This is a genomic window from Sphingobacterium athyrii, assembly GCF_003071065.1.
Taxonomy (GTDB): domain Bacteria; phylum Bacteroidota; class Bacteroidia; order Sphingobacteriales; family Sphingobacteriaceae; genus Sphingobacterium; species Sphingobacterium athyrii.
This window is the reverse complement of record NZ_QCXX01000008.1, coordinates 126,785-145,161: the sequence shown is the minus strand read 5'-3', so window position 1 is coordinate 145,161 and position 18,377 is coordinate 126,785. Positions and strand designations below refer to the sequence as shown.

At 40.7% G+C, this 18,377-nt stretch carries 13 protein-coding genes; 9 read left to right on the top strand and 4 right to left on the bottom strand.

Annotated features, from left to right (window positions below; genetic code table 11):
- Positions 1-3: 3 nt before the first annotated feature.
- Positions 4-498 carry an IPExxxVDY family protein gene (locus DCO56_RS23965; protein ID WP_241254902.1) on the bottom strand — a complete coding sequence of 165 codons (495 nt, stop codon included), beginning with the start codon at positions 496-498 and terminating at the stop codon, positions 4-6.
- Between the two features lie 287 nt (positions 499-785).
- Between DCO56_RS23965 and DCO56_RS23960 the strand changes: the two genes are divergently transcribed.
- The 8 genes from DCO56_RS23960 to DCO56_RS23925 all read left to right on the top strand — a co-directional run bounded on the left by DCO56_RS23960 (position 786) and on the right by DCO56_RS23925 (position 9,373).
- Positions 786-1,022, top strand: a complete 237-nt coding sequence (locus DCO56_RS23960) for an acyl carrier protein (RefSeq protein WP_028070665.1) — start codon at positions 786-788, stop codon at positions 1,020-1,022.
- 27 nt (positions 1,023-1,049) lie between these two features.
- Positions 1,050-2,303 (top strand): beta-ketoacyl-ACP synthase II, encoded by a 1,254-nt coding sequence (fabF, locus tag DCO56_RS23955; RefSeq protein ID WP_104385233.1) that lies wholly within the window; start codon positions 1,050-1,052, stop codon positions 2,301-2,303.
- A gap of 84 nt (positions 2,304-2,387) precedes the next feature.
- On the top strand, positions 2,388-3,128 hold the full coding sequence (gene rnc / locus DCO56_RS23950; protein WP_104385232.1) for a ribonuclease III: 741 nt from the start codon (positions 2,388-2,390) through the stop codon (positions 3,126-3,128).
- A 24-nt stretch (positions 3,129-3,152) separates the two neighbouring features.
- Positions 3,153-4,535 (top strand): histidine--tRNA ligase, encoded by a 1,383-nt coding sequence (gene hisS / locus DCO56_RS23945; protein ID WP_108636225.1) that lies wholly within the window; start codon positions 3,153-3,155, stop codon positions 4,533-4,535.
- Positions 4,536-4,776: 241 nt separating this feature from the next.
- Positions 4,777-5,772 (top strand): pyruvate dehydrogenase (acetyl-transferring) E1 component subunit alpha, encoded by a 996-nt coding sequence (gene pdhA, locus DCO56_RS23940; RefSeq protein ID WP_104385230.1) that lies wholly within the window; start codon positions 4,777-4,779, stop codon positions 5,770-5,772.
- A gap of 29 nt (positions 5,773-5,801) precedes the next feature.
- Positions 5,802-7,430, top strand: coding sequence for a 2-oxo acid dehydrogenase subunit E2 (locus DCO56_RS23935; protein ID WP_108636224.1), 1,629 nt, complete (start codon positions 5,802-5,804; stop codon positions 7,428-7,430).
- Between the two features lie 263 nt (positions 7,431-7,693).
- Positions 7,694-8,884: a serine hydrolase domain-containing protein gene (locus DCO56_RS23930; RefSeq protein ID WP_108636223.1), complete on the top strand. Its 1,191-nt coding sequence runs from the start codon at positions 7,694-7,696 to the stop codon at positions 8,882-8,884.
- Positions 8,885-9,013: 129 nt separating this feature from the next.
- On the top strand, positions 9,014-9,373 hold the full coding sequence (locus DCO56_RS23925; RefSeq protein WP_108636222.1) for a CoA-binding protein: 360 nt from the start codon (positions 9,014-9,016) through the stop codon (positions 9,371-9,373).
- On the opposite strand, the gene DCO56_RS23920 is transcribed toward DCO56_RS23925, so the two are convergent.
- The 3 genes from DCO56_RS23920 to DCO56_RS23910 form a co-directional block, all read right to left on the bottom strand.
- Positions 9,370-10,620, bottom strand: coding sequence for an ROK family protein (locus tag DCO56_RS23920; RefSeq protein WP_108636221.1), 1,251 nt, complete (start codon positions 10,618-10,620; stop codon positions 9,370-9,372). The two genes, DCO56_RS23925 and DCO56_RS23920, sit on opposite strands and share 4 nt — an antisense overlap.
- A gap of 151 nt (positions 10,621-10,771) precedes the next feature.
- Positions 10,772-14,173: a DUF1080 domain-containing protein gene (locus DCO56_RS23915; RefSeq protein WP_108636220.1), complete on the bottom strand. Its 3,402-nt coding sequence runs from the start codon at positions 14,171-14,173 to the stop codon at positions 10,772-10,774.
- Between the two features lie 237 nt (positions 14,174-14,410).
- On the bottom strand, positions 14,411-15,679 hold the full coding sequence (locus DCO56_RS23910; protein WP_108636219.1) for a Gfo/Idh/MocA family oxidoreductase: 1,269 nt from the start codon (positions 15,677-15,679) through the stop codon (positions 14,411-14,413).
- 536 nt (positions 15,680-16,215) lie between these two features.
- Between DCO56_RS23910 and DCO56_RS23905 the strand changes: the two genes are divergently transcribed.
- Positions 16,216-18,363 carry a glycosyl hydrolase family 95 catalytic domain-containing protein gene (locus DCO56_RS23905; protein ID WP_146191127.1) on the top strand — a complete coding sequence of 716 codons (2,148 nt, stop codon included), beginning with the start codon at positions 16,216-16,218 and terminating at the stop codon, positions 18,361-18,363.
- Positions 18,364-18,377: the final 14 nt, after the last annotated feature.

Sequence of the window (18,377 nt, the reverse complement as noted above, 5' to 3'; positions counted from 1 at the left end):
CTGCTAAAATATGAGATTTTCTTTAGATTTCAATATTTTTGGTGATATTTCTTTCGCTATGACTACTTCGGGTAATTTGCTGATCCTTTTGATTATATGTTCAACATCTTCTTCACAGATGTAATTTTTGATGATGACGAAGAAATCAAAATGGGGATTTTCGGGGATTAAAAAGGTTCCCTCGATACTTTTATTGTTGATGAGAAAATATTCTGTGTCCGAATCGGGACTGAGGTAATGAAAAGCGGTGAAGTGGTAGCTTATTTTTTTCTTTGCATCAAAGATGATATGATATTCAAGCTCTTCTTCGGATTTATTTTTTGGACGGCCATCATGATCATATTTGCTCTCTTTGCCTCTGGAAAAATCCAGATTTGTCACTTTGTTGATAAAGTGACAGAGACGGTAATCTTTCAGCGGGCAGGTGATGGCGAGTAGGGTGAAATCTAACTCTTCATCCATGTCCATGTCTAACCTTGCTACTAACTTATTGACCACTTTTTTTCTAAAATATATGTTCTTATGCTAACGAAGGTACTAATAATTTTAAGGTGGGAATATACTTTTTGTGTAAAATTTGAGTTAATTAGCTGAGCGTTTGGAATACAAAATATTTTTTGTTATACTTGAACTAAGTTAATATAGAGTGGGTTAGCTAGTATAAGACGCGAATAAGTTCGGTCGCCTAACATGGTGACTTTCATCTAAATATCAATTTAGGTTTGAATTTTGATGAAATTTATTTTTCTTTGCACAGATTTATTAAACAATTAAACTATAAAATCATGTCAGATATCGCTTCAAGAGTAAAAGCAATTATCGTTGAAAAATTAGGTGTAGACGAAAACGAAGTAACACCAGAAGCTTCATTCACTAATGATTTAGGTGCTGATTCACTTGACACTGTTGAGTTGATCATGGAGTTTGAAAAAGAATTCAACGTTGCTATTCCTGATGATCAAGCAGAGACTATCGGTACTGTTGGTCAAGCAATCGCTTATTTAGAAAAAAACGTTAACTAACTAATTTAATTAGGCTAATCGTAATAAATGGAGCTTAAAAGAGTAGTAGTAACAGGATTAGGCGCCCTTACACCAATTGGTAATACCGTCTCAGAATACTGGGAGGCATTAATAAATGGTGTAAGCGGAGCTGCTCCTATTACGCATTTTGATGCGTCAAAATTCAAAACTCAGTTTGCGTGTGAGGTAAAGGGGTTTGATCCACATGATTTTATGGATCGTAAGGAAGCTCGTAAAGTCGATCCTTTTGTACAGTATGCAATTGCGTCTACTGATGAGGCAATTAAAGATGCTGGCTTAGATTTTGAAAAATTAGATACAAATCGTATCGGAGTAATCTGGGGCTCAGGAATAGGCGGTCTGACAACTTTTACAGAAGAAGTTGCCAACTTTGCAAAAGGGGATGGAACACCACGTTTCAATCCTTTCTTTATTCCTAAGATGCTCGTTGATATTGCTCCAGGACATATTTCAATGCGTCATGGCCTTCGCGGTCCTAACTTTTCGGCAGTATCGGCCTGTGCCTCTGCCACCAACGCAATGATTGATGCTTTTAACTATATTCGTATGGGAAAAGCAGATGTGATTGTTACCGGTGGATCAGAAGCGACGGTCAATGAAGCTGGAATCGGCGGATTTAACGCTATGCATGCATTGTCAACAAGAAATGATGATCCCAAAACTGCTTCCCGTCCTTTTGATAAAGACAGGGATGGTTTTGTTTCGGGTGAAGGTTCGGGTGCCTTGATCTTAGAAAGTTTAGAGCATGCCTTAGCACGCGGTGCAAAAATCTATGCAGAGATTGCCGGTGGTGGCATGAGTGCGGATGCACATCATATCACAGCCTCGCATCCTGAAGGTTTGGGCGCTAAATTGGCAATGACGATGGCTGTCAACGATGCAGAGATGGATTTTTCAGATATTGATTATATCAATGTTCATGGAACTTCTACACCGGTCGGTGATATCAGTGAAACGAAGGCTATTGTTGACCTGTTTGGTGAACACGCATATAAATTGAATATCAGTTCAACAAAATCAATGACTGGACACCTTTTGGGTGCTGCTGGGGCGATAGAAACAATCGCTTCGATCTTAGCTGTGCAAAATGACATTGTCCCACCGACAATCAATCACTTCACAGATGATCCGGAAATTGATAATAAACTGAATTTTACATTCAACAAAGCGCAAAAACGTATTGTTAATGCAGCGTTGAGTAACACCTTTGGGTTCGGTGGCCACAATGCTACTGTGATTGTAAAAAAATATAAAGCTTAATGTTTGATCCTTCAAACATGGTTTGGTAATATGAGCTAGCGACAGGTTCTTTAATTAGAACTTGTCGCCTTATTTTTAGATGAGATGCCTTTTTCAAGGATATACAAGTTATATATTTCGCCGGATCGGGAATATGTTAGAAAACTAAAAAACCTACTAGGTTTTATTCCCGGGAATGTGCATTTGTACAAGATGGCATTTAGACATAAGTCTGTTGCAGTAACAATCAAAGAAGGGGCTAAAAACAGTAACGAGCGTCTGGAATTCTTGGGTGATGCTGTTTTAGGCTCGGTCGTTGCCGAACTGTTGTTCAAGAAATATCCGTATAAAGACGAAGGCTTCCTCACGGAGATGCGTTCCAAAATTGTGAGCCGCGCAAATCTGAACCAACTTTCCAGAAAATTAGGGTTCAATGAAATGATACAGTTCGACGCTCGAATGATCAGTTTTCCAAACAAACAAGGGTCGTTGTTGGGCGATGCATTTGAAGCGCTGATCGGTGCGGTGTATCTCGACAAAGGTTACGTATTTACAAAAAGCTTTCTCCTAAACCGTATTATTAAACCACATGTTGATATCCAGCTACTGGAGCAGACCGAGACTAATTTCAAAAGCCGGTTGATCGAATGGTGTCAGCATACCGGGAAAGAAATCCTATTTCAACAAACGGATAATCCAGAAGGTGAATCTTCGAAGATGTTCAGTGTGGAGGCTGTTGTAGATGGGGTGGTATGTGGCCTGGGCCGTGATTTCAATAAAAAATCCGCTGAAAAGCTAGCTGCAGAAAAAGCCTGTGAATTCCTCAAGATTCTGGAAGTAGATTAAAGGAATTTATTAACTTTGCCGGATATGGCAACAGTAAAACCTTCTTTGGCGAAAGGAACCCGTGATTTTTCGCCTTCCGAAATGATCAAACGTAATTATATCTTTGACACATTGAAAGCTGTGTTTAAAAAATATGGTTACAATGAAATACAGACACCTTCATTTGAGAATTTAACAACCTTAACAGGTAAATACGGTGATGAAGGTGATAAATTGATCTTTAAGATCCTTAATTCCGGCGATTATTTGGCAAAAGCTCCAGATAGCCTGCTCCAAGATAAAAATTCAAATAAATTAATCCCGCATATAAGTGAAAAAGCGCTAAGATATGATCTGACGGTGCCTTTTGCACGTTACGTTGTGATGCATCAAAATGATATCTCCTTACCATTTAAGCGTTTTCAGGTTCAGCCTGTCTGGCGTGCAGACCGTCCTCAAAGAGGCCGTTACCGTGAATTTTACCAATGTGATGTGGATGTGGTGGGCTCAGAAAGTTTGCTAAATGAAGCTGAATTTATTCTGATTTATCAAGAGGCTTTCGAACGTTTTGGATTGAAAGATTTTAATATTAAAATCAACAACCGGAAGATCCTTTCTGGTATCGCCGAAATTATCGGAAAGCCGGAGCTTATTGTTGATATGACTGTCGCCATTGACAAGTTGGATAAAATCGGATTAGACGGGGTCAATAAGGAACTGCTGGAAAGAGGATTTACCGAAGCTGATCTGAATCTGTTGAAACCGATCATCTTATTGGAAGGTTCGAATGAGGAGAAACTTGCAGCGTTAAAATCTATCTTGGAGAATTCTTCAGTGGGTTTAAAAGGCATTGCTGAAATTGAGGAAGTCTTCGATTATATTATTAAGTTGAGCGGGGACACCACACTGTTGACCCGTATTGTTGATCTGGATATTACCTTGGCGAGAGGCTTGAATTATTATACGGGCTGTATCTTTGAGGTGAAGACAAATGAAGTTGCCATGGGCAGTATCGGTGGTGGCGGACGCTACGATGACCTTACCGGGATGTTCGGTCTGAAGGACCTGACCGGTGTTGGCGTTTCGTTTGGAGCCGACCGTATCTATGACGTCCTGGAGGAATTGAATTTATTTCCGGCAAACAAGGCAGATTCTACCAAGCTGTTGATCATTAATTTTGATAAACAGCTTGAGACCTATACATTGGGTTTGCTCAATAAACTCCGCAAAGAAAATATTGCTGTTGAATTGTATGCAGCAGCAGTGAAGCTAAAAAAGCAAATGAGCTATGCCGACGGAAAAAGAATTCCTTATGTATTATTGGTCGGGGAGGAAGAAGTTTCTTCTGGTCAGTTATCGCTCAAGGATATGGAAAGCGGAGAACAGGTGAAGGTTACCGAAAATGAGCTTATTCAAAAACTTCGCTAGAACAATTTCTATAAAAAAGATAAAGCCAAATGATTATTAAGTCCTTTGGCTTTTTTATTTTCATAAGTTTTTGATTTATTTGGTTGTGCCGTTCATTTATTTGTTAAAAAATGCTATATACTTTAAATCAAATGTCTTAGAAGTGTCTTAAAGTGTAAATAAAATTGATTTTTGACCAAGAAAATTCATCCAAAATTATTAGATTTGTAGTCTAGAATTGTAAGAAAATCAAAACTTTGAAATGAGTTCAACACCTATAACAAAAGAGACATATTTGGAGTGGTATAAGTCGATGTTACTTATGCGTAAGTTTGAAGAAAAAGCAGGTCAACTTTACGGACAGCAAAAGATTCGTGGTTTCTGTCACTTGTACATAGGACAAGAGGCAGTAGTCGCTGGAACGATGTCGGTAATCAAACCTGAGGATTCTTTAATCACTGCTTATCGTGATCACGCCCACGCTTTGGCTAAAGGCGTTTCTGCAAATGCTTGTATGGCTGAATTATATGGAAAGATCACTGGTTGTTCAAAAGGTAAAGGAGGCTCTATGCACTTCTTTTCTAAAGAACATAAATTCATGGGTGGCCATGGTATTGTCGGTGGTCAGATTCCTTTAGGTGCTGGTATCGCATTTGCTGAGAAATATCTTGGTACAGATAATGTAAACATCTGTTATATGGGCGATGGAGCTGTACGTCAAGGTGCATTCAACGAAACATTAAACATGGCGATGCTATGGAAACTCCCTGTTATCTTCGTTTGTGAAAACAACGGTTATGCAATGGGTACTTCTGTACAACGTACGACTAACATGCAAGACATTTACAAAATGGGATTAGGTTTTGATATGCCTTCAGCTCCTGTAGACGGAATGGATGTTGTTGCTGTACACAACGCAATGGATGAAGCTGTTCAACGTGCCCGCGCTGGCGAAGGACCTACATTCTTAGAAATCCGTACTTACCGTTACAAAGGACACTCCATGTCTGACCCTGCGAAATATCGTACGAAAGAGGAATTGGAAGCGTATAAAGATCGCGATCCTTTATTGGCTACTAAACATGCTATTTTGGAAAACAAATATGCTGATGATGCTTGGTTTGCTGAGGTTGAAGCTGACGTGAAAAAAGTAGTCGAAGAGTCTGTAAAATTTGCGGAGGAATCTCCATACCCAGATGCTGACGAATTGTACAAAGATGTCTATGTACAACAAGACTATCCATTTATTTTAGATTAATACTCTTTAACTTGATAATATAATACAGAATGGCTGAAGTAGTAAGAATGCCCAAAATGAGCGACACAATGACCGAGGGGGTCATCGCAAAATGGCACAAAAAAGTTGGTGATAAAGTAAATTCTGGTGATTTAGTAGCTGAAATTGAAACAGATAAAGCTACAATGGACTTTGAGTCATACCAAGAAGGTACTCTTTTATATATTGGCCCAAAAGAGGGTGAAGCAGTAGCTATTGATGCTGTTATCGCTGTTTTGGGTGAGCCCGGTGAAGATTTTCAGGCATTGTTGAGCGGAGATGCTCCTGCAGCTGAAAAAGCACCGGAAAAAGCAGAAGAAAAAAAAGCAGAAGAAGTTTCTGGTCCAGAATCTTCGGCTAGTACTGTAACTCCTGAGGAATTGGGATGTACCGTGATCACAATGCCGTTATTGAGTGATACCATGAAAGAAGGTGTCATTGCACAATGGAATTTCAAAGTTGGCGACACGATCAAATCGGATGATGCTATCGCTGATGTAGAAACGGATAAAGCGACTATGGAAGTTACAGCTTATGCTGATGGCACGTTGTTGTATGTTGGTCTTGAAGCTGGAGAAGCCGCAAAAGTAAATGATATTATTGCTATTGTTGGTCCTGCCGGAACTGATATTACACCGTTATTAAATCAAAAATCTGCTCCTGCGAAAGCGGAATCTGCAGAAGCTCCTAAAGCTGATTCAGCTCCAGCAGCAACTGCTGCACCGGTTGCAGCTGCTTCAAACGATGATTCCCGTGTGAAAGCGTCCCCTTTGGCACGTAAGATTGCGAAGGAAAAAGGAATCAATTTGAGTGATATCAAAGGGTCAGCAGATGGTGGTCGTATCGTGAAAAAAGATGTTGAGTCCTTTGTTCCGACTGCAGCGAAACCAGCTGAAACAGCAGCAGCAGCTCCGGCTACAGAAACAAAAGCAATTACTTTACCTACCTATGTTGGTGAAGAACGCTATACAGAAAAACCGGTCAACCAAATGCGTAAGACAATTGCGCGCCGTTTGGCTGAGTCATTGTTCACTGCGCCACATTTCTATTTGACAGTGTCTATCGATATGGACAATGCCATGGCTGCTCGTGCTCAAATTAATGAGATCGCACCAGTAAAGGTTTCTTTCAATGACATCGTCGTGAAAGCTGTCGCAGTAGCATTGAAAAAACACCCAGCTGTGAATTCTTCTTGGCAGGGAGATAAGATCCGTTTCAACGAGCATACAAACATCGGTGTTGCTATGGCTGTTGAAGATGGCTTGTTAGTTCCCGTAGTGCGTTTTGCTGATGGTAAATCATTATCTCACATCTCTGCTGAGGTGAAAGATTTTGCGCAAAAAGCGAAAGCTAAGAAATTACAACCAGCGGATTGGGAAGGCTCTACATTCACCGTTTCCAACTTGGGTATGTTTGGTATAGATGAGTTCACATCTATTATTAACTCTCCTGACGGAGCTATTCTTTCAGTAGGAGCTATTCAGGCAGTTCCGGTTGTGAAAAATGGTGCTGTAGTTCCGGGTAATGTAATGAAAGTAACTTTGGGCTGTGACCACCGAGTGGTAGATGGCGCAACAGGTGCTGCATTCTTACAGACTTTAAAAGCATTGGTAGAAAATCCAGTTCGGTTGTTAGCATAGATTTTAGATGCCAATAAAATATTAGCCACTTTAGGAATAAAGTGGCTTTTTTTGTGCTAAAAATTCGTTTTTTTATACTAAAATCTTCATTTTAGCATTATTATCTTTAAACTCGATTCTTTATTGAAATTCAAAAAGAATACACAGAATGGAACGGGCATGAGATCATTGCGATGTATAAATCGTATGAAGATGAGGCGCAGATTTACCTTCGAGATAGGGGTAAACATAACATTAAATAGAAAATCCGGGAGATACAATACGTGAAATTATTTTTTTTAAAGGGAATGGTAGCTCTTTTGTTGGCATCTACAGTTGCCTGTAGTTCAAAAGAGAAAAAACAAAAAGAAGCGGCAATAGCACAGGCAAAAATAGATAGTACAAGACTTATTTACAACCCTCAGCAGGCAGACCCCAATATTGATGCATTTATGAAAAACCTGCATTCGAGATCTGCATTTAACGGAAATGTGCTGGTGGCGAAGGATGGCAAAATTCTATATCAAAATACATTTGGCTGGGCCAACTATCTGAAACGTGATAGTTTGGAAATTGATGATAAGTTTGAATTGGCATCAGTCTCTAAACCTTTAACTGCTGTTGGTACATTGAAATTGGTCGAAGCCGGGAAATTACGTCTGGACCAGACAATCAATGATTTTTATCCGGATTTTCCTTACCCCGGTATTACGGTCAAAATGTTACTGACCCATCGGTCAGGCCTACCAAATTATGTCTATTTTTCAGAGAAACATTGGCCCGACCGTAAAAAAGGGATGACCAATCAGGATGTTATGAAAATGCTAACAGAGTTTAAGCCTAACAGATACGGCGCTCCCGGCGGACGGTTTTTCTATAATAATTCCAATTTTATGGTCTTAGGCGCTATTATCGAGAAGGTGTCGAAACAGGATTATGCAACATATATGAAAGACAGTGTTTTCAATGTTGCCGGAATGACCAATACCGCTGCGCTGTCAAAAGCTGTATACGAAAAGATACCGACCAACGTCATTGGACATGATAAGATATGGCGAAGATCCGTGGTGCAGAATTTTCAGGACGGACCGTTGGGAGATAAAGGAATTTATAGTACAGTACGAGACCTTTACCGTTTTGATTTAGCGCTTCGTGATGGCCGCTTATTAAAACAATCGACGTTGGATTCGGCTTACCGCGGTTACCCTGATGCAAAGAAAGGTATTTTTAGCTATGGATATGGATGGCGTACTTTTGAGCATGGAAACGACCATATTGTTTATCATACCGGATGGTGGCACGGTTTTCGTCATATCTATGTACGGGATCTGAAAAGAAATATTGTTATCGTTTTACTTTCGAATATTACAAATGGCAGTTTGGTGAAATTGGATGAACTTTATAAAATTTTGGGTATGCCTGTTTTACGTAAGAATGCTTATAGCACCCATGGTGACTTTATTATTGATGAATAATTCTATGCTCATCAATAATAAAATGAATGCATAACTTCACTTTGGGCGTTGATAGCCGGATGCGGGGTATAATGAAGACAATAGGCATGTTCTTAAAGATCAATCATTGATGAACAAAAAAGTATAAGGATGAAAAAGACGTTAATCTTAGGTGCCAGTACAAATCCTTCGCGCTATTCAAATAAAGCCGCGAATATGCTCCGTAAGCACGGACACGATATTGTTAATATTGGTTTGAGCGGTGGAGAAGCGGCCGGTGTACCTATTGAAAAGAAAGGCGACATACATACTGATATTGATACGGTGACCATGTATCTTGGCGAGCAGCATCAGAAAGAATATTATAACTATATTTTGGAGACCAAACCAAAGCGTATTATTTTTAATCCGGGGGCAGAAAATGCTGAATTGGAACAGCTGGCAATGGAAAATGGTATAAAAACTGAAAGAGCCTGTACTCTGGTATTGTTGAGTACAGGTCAGTTTTAGATTTTGGATTTCTGTTGCAATTCGACAGACAGATACTTTGTGATAAAATAGTTTGTCAAACCGATTGTGTTACTGTCTAGATTCAGGCTCGATACTTTGATATCGCAATGTTCTTTTAAAATAGCCATTGTATATGAATTGATTGCCTGTTGTATCGGGATTGTAATTAACTCATTGGCTTTGGCTATTTTCCCCCCCAGTACAATTAATTCGGGATTGAGCAGCTGGATCAGGGAGGCAAATGCCTTCCCGAGGTTGGTGCCCAGTTTAGAAATTTGATTTATTGCGAATTGGTCACCTTTATTAGCTGCTTCGATCACGTGGGTTGGTGTTAAGTGATCCAACTCTTCTTTCTGCAACTCATTGAGTTTGGTAAGCTCACCTTTCTCGATCTCCTGCTTTGCATTGTTGACCAAGGCAATTCCGGAAGCCACTGTTTCGAGACAACCTCTTTTGCCACAATAACACAATTCGCCGTTATCAATGAATGGCATATGCCCTACCTCGCCCGAGTAACCGTCACGCCCGAGATAAACTTCGCCATTGGAAACTATTCCAAGACCTATTCCCCAATCCATTAATATAATAAGACTATTCCTGGTGTTTTTGGCTAAGCCAAATTTCAATTCCGCATACGCTGCCCCCTTCACATCATTGAGTATGTATACGGGCTTTTTGTATTTGTCTTCGAAATATGCTGTGATAGATTGTGAAGCATCATGTAAAAACGTTTCATTTGTTCCTTCTTCAGCATTGATTAGTCCCGGCATACTAATGATCAGTCCGGTAAGATTTTCGGTATCTACCGCTTTTTCCAATAAATATTGGTCAATAATTGCTGTAATGTCATGGAGATTATCTGCATTGCGGGATAACTCATTGTCCAGCTCAACGGTTTCAGCAACAATATTCTGATTATTGTCCATAATACTCAGTGTAATGGAGAAACGTTGAAGTTCTATACATAGTACTTGAAACAACCCGTCACATAGCCTATATAGGTTAGGTTTGCGACCACCGATGGATTCTCCCTTGTCAAATTGACGAACGATATTGTCTTCCAATAGTTCAGCAATCAGGCTGTTGACCGTTGGAAGGCTTAACGAAAGGTTTTTTACGATGTCGTTTACTGATACAGATCCTAATTCGGCTATTAATTTTATAATAGAAAGTTTATTGAATAGATTTTTCTTTTCAGGTTTGCTATCCAATTTTTTGTTAATCAACAGGTTTACGGCTTTAGTCATAAAACATCATATTTTGAATTAGAATCCCAGATCTTTAATTTAATAAAAGTTTTTGGAATCATTCTGTTATTTTTCTCACTTGTCAAGCAAGCCGGTCTTTTAGCAAAAAGGGGATAAGATTCCTTATCCCCTTTTTCTGCACTTCAAGAAGTTATTTGAGTTTTTTAACTCGGATATCTTTGAAGAATACTTCCGTTCCATGGCCCAAGAAACCAATATGGCCACTTTTACGTTTTAAACCGGGGTGTTGTTTTCCGTCCAGTGTTCCATTTTTACTCGCTTCAGCGATATCTGCATCAACAATAACGGTGCCATTCAAAGTTACTTTAACACGATTGCCCTTTACATATATTTCTTCGGAATTCCACTCGCCCAATGGTTTTAAATGTCCTTTTTTGGCCGTTACCACACCATAGATAGAACCGTGGTACTGGTAAGGTTTTAGGTCTTTATACACATCTGCACCGTCATCCAGTATTTGGATTTCCATAGCTTCATAAGCCGCATCTCCATCTAATGGAGCACGGATCCCAACACCATTGTTAGCTCCGGGGGTCAATTTGAAGTCAAAGCGATAGATAAAATCAGCATATTCTTCTTTTGTATATAAGTTGCCGCCGAATTTTGCATTGGGATATACCCAAATGTAACCTTCATCATTGATTACATACGCTTTGTTTTCAGTCCATTTGTCGAGATTTGTTCCATCAAATAGGACATCGAATCCTTCTTTTTTCTCTTGGTCACTTAGCTTAAAGACTTGTCTTCTGGGGAATTCTTTGATAAAGAGGTCCCTATAGTAGACCACTGAACCATGAGCCTGCAGTTCAATCTGTTCTGTAGGAAAAATGGATTGATTTCTATCCCAGTAATTTTCAAGCGGAATATTATCGGTAACCAATTGACCATTTAACCAAACAGAGACATTCTCGCCCTGCATTTTTATTTTGAACGTATTCCATTCGCCCGTGGCATTGTCAGCCACTTTTAACGGTTTGCTTTCATTTTTTTGATTATTGTACAATCCTCCTGAACCGACTTGTGCACCGACTCTCGTGTTGGCAATATCCCAGATCTGAACTTGTGGTGTACCTCTCAAATAGATACCGGCATCACCCTCTATGCCACCATAGTTCTCCAATTTCCAGTCAACTAACATCTCGAAATCTCCGTATTGTTTTATTGTTGCCAGGTTATCTCCTTTTCCGCTAAAAACAATTTCGCCATTTGATGCTGACCAGCCCTTACGCATGATGTCGTCAGCTTTGGCTTGTTCAGCTGCCAATGTTTTGGCATTCATTTTACCTCGTTTGATCGGATCAGCGACTAATCCTTTCCAGCCACTCAGGTCTTTGCCATTAAAAAGCGATACATAACCCTCTTTTATTGGCATTTCAGAAAGGTAACGAACTACGGCTTCTTTCAGGTAGCCACTCTCACTGCCAGACAATTTACCTATGACCTGCTCTAAAACTTCCCTTACTTTGCTACCATAATATTTATTATCCATGGCTATGTTCATGGCGGTATTCGCAGCAGCTTCGCCTAATTGTGGATCAGCCATTTTGTCCGCAGCAAAAATAAAAGCTTGATACGTACCTGTTGGCTGCAGGGCGGCAAGTGCGGCTTTTTTCTGTTCTACTGTTTTTGCAACACTAAAAGCGTCGCGCAACAACAGTGTTTTCTGATCTGTAGTATTTGTCGAAGAGGAAATGGATTTGATTAATCCTTTATAAACGGTATTGAATAAGTTTTGGTCTTTTTCCGTCCTGGATAATGCTACCAGTTCGGGAAGAGCGTTCGCGGATGTCCAGCTCGCCAATGATGTAATGGCTGCGGCTCTAAGTTCTGGATTGCTATTGTTTAGATAATTACCGACAGCTTTTAACGATTGATCATCCCCGAGTCCGGCAAAAATAGGAAAATACTTTGTGGCGCTCGGTGCTGCAGACTTTGAAATGTTTGCAGCTAGTTTTCCTGTGAGTCCGTTGGCATTTGGGCTTGATTGGACGACATTGACAATCGCTTTTTGCAGTAAAGCAGCAGATTTCGGGTCAGTTGTATTGTTCAATCTATTGAAAAGTTCTTCGAGATCGGATTCCTGAGCGACATTAGGCAGCGCTTTATTTATCGCTTCCTCAACGGAAGGATTTGCTGTTTTGATTGCCAATACTGCTTTTGACGAAGCGCTATTGGAGCGTTTACTCAATATATCCAGTAACTGAATTTTTTTGCTGTCATCGACAGAGGCGAGCGCGTTATTGACATCATTGATCACATTGGCGTCCTTGGAGGAAAGGATGAGCGCCTTAACAGAATTATTGAATTCTTGGTCCGCATCAAAAGCCTGTATTAGGGTATTGGTCTCTTTTCCTTGTGAAAGTGTGTTGATCGCGCTTAATCCCGCTAATTTTGTAACTGGCGAAGTCGTTTTGCCGACTAATGCCTGGATTGCTGTTAAACTGCTTGCGGATCCGTTATGTGCAAGGTAATTTAGTACACTTTCCTGTACTTCTGGAGTACCTTTACTCGCTAAAGCGAGCAGGCTTTTGGCATCACTGCCTTTGCCATATTTGCCCAGCAATTGTAATGCGAGATTACGGTATGCGCCATTATCACTCTTTACGGCTGACAGCAGGTTTTTTTGTTGCTTTTTTGGATCGATGGCAGCCAATAGTTTCAACGAGGCAAATTGTCCGTTGATGGATTTTGCTTTTTGTGATTCCTGAAAGAATTTATTCAGGAATTTGACTGCGTCTTGGTCATGCTTATTGTCGATCAATGACTGTGCATAGTCAATGCCTAGTCCGACAGCATCAAATTTATCATAGCTATATGCTGCATCATTCAATTTATTCTGAAATAGAGAAGCAGAGGCCGTCCCCCCAATTTTGCTCAATGCAATTAGTGCGGTACGCTGGAAAGCATCTGAACTATATTTTTGCGTTAAATTTAAAATAGCATTTTCCGCATTGCTTACTTTTAGGTCACCTAATGCAGTAACGATGGCGATAGCAGTTTTTTCAGTCGTTGAGGCAGCCAGCGCTTTTTCCAGCGCCGCAGCGGACTCGCTGGTACGGATAGATACCAAAGTTCTTGCAGCTGCATCAGCAAGGTAATCGTTTGTTAAACAGTTTGCGACAGCAGGGATTGCCGAGTTGTCCGCACATTGGCGGAGTAAACGCAAAGCGAAAACTTGATTTGTAGGTTCGCTCAGTTGTGTGATGGATTTTGCTAAGCCTTCAACAAAGATCTTTTTTTGCTGCTCTTTTCCGGGCTGATTGACATAAAAGGAATAACTGTTCGCAGCAAATTCAATTGGTGCATTATTACTTCCGGGTGCTTTTAGGCCTTTAAGAAAAGCAACGATGTCATCCGAACTGAATCCTTCCAGCTCATGCATGGCGAGCAGGAATTTTTCTTTTTCCTCTGCCGGCTGTTGAGCTAACACATCAGCTATTTTGGTAGCTGTGGTTCTATTTTGTGGTTGCTGGGCGTATGAAGCGCTTGAGATAAGAAGCAATACGGCCAGCGAATTAAATATCTTTTTCATCCGTTTAAATCTGTTTATTCATTAGTCAATTTTCCCTCTAAGGCATTTATGCTGCCTTCGGCGGATTCAATTGTGATGAAGCTATCGGATTTACTCATTTCCCTATGTAATTGAATAAATCATGAAGGTTTCATTGAGATTATTTATCTTTTATCGGTATGAAGCACAATGACTTTTTCTATCCATCTTTTGTAGTGACGCTTTTTAAGTATATGATGTTTCATCGGATTATAATTGTTAGATGGACCAAGGACCTCTCATGGGTTGATGAATTAAACGGTTTGCCGCGTCATCGTCAATAAACTGCTCATTCTGAGAATCGTATTTCAATGAACGGTTGAGGCGTAAAGCCGCTAGACCCATATTAACCAAAGTACAGGAGCGGTGCCCATTTAATTCATTTAGTGCGAACTTTTCACGTGTCCGGACAGATTCTAAAAAGTCGGTGATCTGCGGTGCCGGTTCAGGGTATTGCGCAAGTTTTCTTTCCAGGTCTGGGATATCCGAAGCAAATCCTTTATATAATTTACCTTTTGGACCTTCGATATATGCCGCTTTTTCGTCTTTGGCCTCACCATCTAAAATGATCTGGCAACCATCCGCATAAGTAAAGGTAATGCGTCTCCATGTACCAACCGCATCTGGGTGTTGCTGTGGCGCGTCGACATCAACGGTCACCGGGCTTTCGTTGTCCTTACCGAGGAAATATTGCACGGGATCCATGTAATGTTGTCCCATATCACCTAATCCACCACCATCATAATCCCAATATCCTCTAAAAGTGGTGTGTGTACGATGTTTGTTATATGGCTTATAAGGAGCGGGCCCTAGCCAAAATTCGTAATCCAGCTCAGCCGGAACTTGTTCTTCGGGTAGGTTTTCTTTTCCCACCCAATAGAATTTCCAGTCAAATCCTGTGTGCTTGCTTATTGTCACTTTCAATGGCCAGCCCAGCATGCCTGTATCTACTAGTTTTTTGATTTTACTGACAGGTACATTCATTCCATAAAAATCATCTTTGAAGCGAAACCAGGTATTTAAACGGAACATATTTCCATGTTGTGCGATGGCTTCCTTAACTTTCTTACCTTCGCCGATTGTACGTGTCATCGGTTTTTCACACCAGATGTCTTTTCCGGCCTTGGCAGCTTCAATAGACATAAGACCATGCCAATGTGGTGGAGTAGCAATGTGAACGATGTCTACTTCCGGAGATTTAATAAGATCTCTGAAATCATGATATTCCTTGATACCACCACCCAAGTCCTTTTGCGCAGCTGCAAGATGGGTTGTGTCAACATCGCAGATGGCAACTGTCTTTGTTCCGGCATAGCCGAAGTGTCCACGGCCCATATTGCCGACGCCAATTACTCCTTTGGTTAGATGATCACTTGGAGCAAGATAGCCCTGGCCTCCAAGTACAAAACGTGGTACAATAGAAAATGCAGCAGCGCCTACCACTGATTTTTTAATGAAATCACGCCTTGATGAATTCTGTTCTTTCATGTTGGTTGGATTAGTTTTTTTATAATTGATCCGTTCTAGGCTGTTAATAATAACTGCAATTGGATATCGAACTTAAAAATAGATAAAAAACTGCTAAATATAAACTGATAACTAAATTTTTACGTATTGTTTCTTCTCGTTTTGTGAAAAAATAATAAAAGAATGCTTCTAAACTCATTTCTTTCGTATATAGTGTTTGGTTCTCTTGCGGAAAAAGGAAATTTAGCGACAGAATTGTTACAAAGCTGCTCCCAAATGAGTTCCCTGCTGAGGCTAGGTTTTCAGCAATGCAGTCCGGCGCACCAGTGGTAATATCCGAGTATTTGACCGTTTTTGAAAGGAACGAAACGATATTTGGTCCATATTAATGCCCGAATCGTCTGCTTCGTTTGCTTTCATACTGGCGGCACCGGAAAAAAATAAACGGATATGCTACAGGGAACCTGTGGAGGTACTTAATCGTTTTCGTAAATCAGGCTTGATTATACTTAGATAATACGGCATCTTTATGGAGCCTTGAAAAGAGGAAAACCGATATGATGAGACCGAGAAGACTATTATTAATTGTTATTTATACCCTAGCTTTACAGATGGCAGGGTTTGGGCAATTTAAGGTTGCTCCGCTCGGAAATACCATATATGAGGGTGTATTCACGGGTAATGGTCTATTGGGGACCATGACTTACCTGTCCGGGGAAAAATCAGTGCGGGTTGACATCGGCCGAACAGATGTATATGACCATCGCGCAAATTCAGCTGATAAACTGTTTGACAAAGCCCGTCTGTCCCTGGGCTACTTCAATCTAGATTTGAGCTGTGCGATCGAACAGGCCAAAGGGGATATCTATTTGAAGGATGCATATGCTGTGGCGACGATTGTGACTGATCAGGGACCAATCAACGTAAAGACCACAACACTTTCTAATGCTAACATTATTCTATTGGAGGTATTAAAAAAGAACTTTAAAGGAAGGTATACGCTCAATTGGATTGCCGATTCTGCAATCAGTCCGCGTATGAAATTTAGCTATACCCAAAAACCGAAGGCTTACCTTCCCAATCCAACCGGAACCGACGGACAGCAGGGCCAGATAAAATTCTATGAACAACCCTTGACAGCAGGTGGCGGTTATACGACTGCTTACTTATTGCGTTCGTCCAAAGATCTTGATACCTATGTGATCACAGTTGGCTACAGTCAGGCCGGAAAAGATTTTACCGGAAAAACACTTGACTATCTCCAAAAATTTAATGCCGAGAAGATAAATGCCAGTCTGAGGGAGCATCGTCAATGGTGGACGGACTATTTTAATGCATCTACGCTTGAATTGCCGGATCCAATCTACCAAGGTTTCTACGATATGCAATTGTATAAGCTCGCGAGTGCTACGCGGTCGGATAAACCTGCCATGGATCTGCAAGGTCCTTGGACAAGCGCTACGCCCTGGCCCGCTTATTGGCTTAATCTGAATATGCAGCTTGCTTATTCACCGACTTTTAAAGCAAATCATTTGGATATTTCCAATTCCCTGATACAGATGATCGACCGGAATAAAGACAATTTGCGCTTAAATGTTCCGGAGCCCTATCGTTATAATAGTATCGCCATAGGCCGATCATCGGGGCCGGATTTATGGAGCCCCGTGTTACTGCAAAAAGGCGTCGCCCTTGAAAAAGCTTCTGATGGTGATAAAGAACTTGGCAATCTGGTGTGGCTACTGCATAGCTACTATCAGTATTATCGGGCAACATTGTCGCGAGAAGTATACGATCGTCTCTTTTCACTTTTGAAGGAAGCGGTCAACTACCATTTGCATCTCATGGAAAAAGATGCAATGGGAAAATACCATATCGCTGTTAAAACTTATTCACCGGAATATGCGAAGGGATTTGCTTACAATACAAATTATGATCTGTCCATTTTAAAGTGGGGGTTAAAAACACTTCTGGAACTAGACGATGAGCGAGGGGGTAATGATCCACTTCATGCTGTATGGGAGGATGTGCTAACCCATCTGGTTGAATATCCACAAAACAGTGATGGTTTTATGATTGCCAAAGATGTACCCTATGATGAATCACATCGCCATTATTCGCATCTTATGATGATTTATCCTTTTTATGATGTGAACTGGGATCAAAGGGAGAATAGGGGATTGATCGAAAAATCCATCGCGCATTGGCAGAGCAAAAAGCAATGGCTCCAAGGCTATTCATTTACGGGGGCTGCTTCCATGTATGCGATGATGGGGCGTGGCGATTCTGCTTTAGCCTCATTGGATGTTTTGTTGAACAAATATATCAGACCGAATACCTTATATGCAGAAAGTGGTCCTGTGATCGAAACCCCGCTGGCTGCGATGGCAAGTATACAGGAATTGTGCCTACAATATTGGAACGGAATATTACGCGTATTTCCGGCAGTTCCAAGTAGATGGAAAGATGTTTCGTTCAGGCACTTTTTGGCGGATGGCGGCCATTTGATTTCAGCACGACGACAAAATGGAGCCACAGTAGCCGTTGAGATTAAAAGTCAATATGGAGGATCATTAAAACTCAAGCTTGATATAGTGAACCCATCCGTTCAAATACTTGGAAAGGGACAGTACACGAAAGAAGCGGATGGGTTGATCCTATTAGAACTCGATAAAGGTGCCACAGCGGCCATCCGTGAAAATAAATAGTGCGAAGACTTAAA